General features: G+C 49.1%; 1 protein-coding gene. It reads right to left on the bottom strand.

Annotated features, from left to right (window positions below):
* The coding region (locus C7R93_RS11235) for a condensation domain-containing protein (RefSeq protein ID WP_146142421.1) at positions 1–3212 on the bottom strand (3212 nt) is incomplete at both ends.

Genomic DNA, 3212 nt, shown 5'->3' with positions numbered 1-3212 from the left:
TTCATCGAGTGAAGGCTGATGTGGCGGCATCAGCACCAGCTTCGCCCCGTTTAACAACGCACCCCAAATTTCAAAGGTAGCAGCATCAAACGATACGGTAGAGGCTTGCAGGAACACGTCCTCTTCCGTAAGGGTCACGTAGTTCGTGTTTTTGATCAGGCGAACAATTCCGCGATGGACGACCAGCACTCCTTTTGGTGTACCTGTTGAACCAGATGTGTAAATGACGTAGGCGAGACTGTCGGCGGTCATATCTACTTGAGGAGCAAGTGTACTTTCTTCTGCCCATTTTTCCCCAGCATGGTCGAGAGAGAAAATAGTAAGCTCTTGTCCTTGCCACTTGCAAGCCAAATGCTCCTGTGTCAATAAAATGGAAATCTGGGCATCTTCCAGCATGAAAGCAAGACGTTCTTGCGGATACGCAGGATCGAGTGGCACATACGCTCCACCTGCTTTGAGAATCCCGAGCATACCAACGAGCATATCTAACGAGCGCTCTACGCAAAGTCCGACAAAAGTACCCGCTTCTACTCCTTGCTTTTGCAAGTAGTTGGCCAGCTGATTGGCTTTTGCCTCCAGCTCGGCGTAGGTCAACTGCTCTTCCCCCGACACGACAGCGATACGATCTGGGTATTGTGCTGCTGTTTCGGCAAACAGTTGTTGAACCGTTTTATCCCGAGGGTAGTCGCTCGCTGTGTTGTTAAGCTCTACCACCTGTTTATTTCGTTCGCTCTCCCTTAGAAGATCAAGTTTCTCAATCGACTCCTCTGGTTGGGCAATGATAGCCTCAAGCAGATTTTGCAAATGTCCAGTCATTCGCTCTATCGTCGATCTGTCGAACAAATCTGTGCTGTACTCAAAGGAGGCCACAAGTCCGCCGCCTACCTGCTCTCTCATTGTCAATGTGAGGTCAAACTTGGAGGTCGTCAAATGTCGCTCAGAATCCAATGGTGTGAGCTGAATACCAGACGTTACTGCTTCCTCCAGCGGGAAGTTTTGCAGGACAAACATGACTTGGAACAACTGCGAGTAGCTGAGGCTACGCTCTAGCTGTAGCTCATCGACCAATTTTTCAAAAGGTAAATCTTGATGTGCATATGCCTCCAACGCTGTTTCGCGAACTCGTGCCAGTAATTCTGTAAATGTTACATCTCCTGTTACGTTGGTTCGGAGTGCCAAAGTGTTGACGAAGAATCCAATCAAATTCTCGGTTTCTTGACGATTGCGCCCAGCTACCGGACTTCCCACAACTATGTCTTCTTGACCACTATAGCGGTATAGAAGGGTTTGGAATGCAGCCAGCAACGTCATAAACAAGGTAGAATTGGATTCTTGGCTAAGTACTTTCAATTTGGCGAGCAAGTCCGCAGAAAAGGTCTTGGTGTAAATGGCTCCTTTATAGGATTGCACAGCAGGGCGCGAACGGTCTGTCGGCAGTGCTAGAAGCGGTTCTGCTCCACCCAGTTTTTCTTTCCAATAAGTAACCTGCTGCTCTAAGATTTCGCCATCCATCCACTCATGCTGCCATGTGGAAAAATCCGCATATTGAATCGGTAGCTCTGCTAGCTCTGGTGTTTCTTGTTTACTGAAGGCTTCGTAATTGGCAAGCAATTCGCGATAGAATATGCCCATCGACCAACCATCCGAGATGATGTGGTGCATGTTGATCAAGAAGACATATCCGTGATCATCTGTTTGGATCATCGTCGCGCGTATCAGCGGTCCTTGTCCAAGGGCAAATGCTCTGGCAGTTTCGGCTTCAGCTAATTGCTCTATCTTTTGTTCCTTCTTTTCAGCTGATAGGTCGCGTAAGTCCAGAATGTCCATTTTCCAGTCCATATGCGGATGAATCACTTGTATGGATTGTCCGTCTATTTCGTGGAACGTGGTACGCAAGCTTTCGTGACGCAAAATGATCGCCTGTAAACTCTTCTCCCATGCCACTATGTCGAGTTCACCTTGCATGCGAAGCGCAGATGGGATGTTGTACATCGGACTTTCTGGCATGAATTGATCAAAGAACCACAATCGCTGTTGGGCAAAAGACAACGGCAGATTGCTCTGTCTTGACACAGGCTGAATCGATCCACCAATCGCTTCTTTATCTCCCAAAAGAAGTGCTGCTCCCTGTTCACTCCATGCTGCAATGGTCGGATGTTCAAAAATGGAGCGCACTGTCTGCTCTATTCCAAACGCCTCTCGTAGACGTGAAATGACTCGTGTCGCCAAAAGTGAATGTCCACCAAGCTCGAAAAAGTTATCGTGAATCCCCACTTTTTCAACTCGGAGCACCTGCGACCATATGTTGGCAATCAGCTCTTCTACCTGATTGCGCGGCTCCATGTAGCCTTGGGCGGAAGCTGGATTTGTCCCTTCCGGTTCCGGCAGTTGCTTGCGGTCGATTTTACCATTTGCCGTCAAAGGCATCGCATCAAGGAAAATATAAAATGATGGCCTCATGAATTCTGGCAGCTTCGTTTTTGTCCATGCACGCAGATCAGAAGTTTCGAGCGTGATGTCTCCTGAAACGGTAAGATACGCAGTTAAATGCTTCTCGCCTGGCTTAATCTCACGGACCATGACCACCACTTCGTTCACGGACGGATGCAAGCTGAGTGCTGTTTCCACCTCACCTAATTCGATGCGGAAGCCGCGGATTTTCACCTGATTGTCGATACGCCCGATAAACTCAATCGTGCCATCAGGCAAATAACGAACCAAGTCACCGGTACGGTACAGGCGAGAACCTCCTTGTGGGTCAAACGGATTCTCCACAAAACGTTCTGCGGTTAACTCCGGATTGTTCAAATAGCCAAGAGCGAGGCCATCTCCGCCTATATATAATTCGCCTGCTGCACCCAGAGGGACAGGCTGTTGATGCTTGTCCAATACGTACACCGTAGTATTGCTGATCGGTCGGCCGATCGGGAAGGAGTTGACGCCTTCTGGAAGCTCCGTGACGGGATTGCAGCATGTAAACGTCGTGTTTTCCGTCGGGCCATAGCCGTTAATCACCGTGATACCGCCAAGCGAAAGTACCTTGCGTACATGTGATGCGGAGACAACATCTCCACCGACAAGTAGTTGGCGCACGCCGTGCAAGTACTCCACCTTCTGGTCAACCATGACCGTAAACAGACCAGCTGTCAGCCAAAGTGTAGTCACCTTGTGATTCTGAATCGCCTCTCCCAGTTCATCGAGTGAAGGCTGAT

This window comes from Brevibacillus fortis (genome assembly GCF_003013395.1).
GTDB classification, from domain to species: Bacteria; Bacillota; Bacilli; order Brevibacillales; family Brevibacillaceae; genus Brevibacillus; species Brevibacillus fortis.
This window is presented reverse-complemented; position numbering and strand designations above follow the sequence as displayed.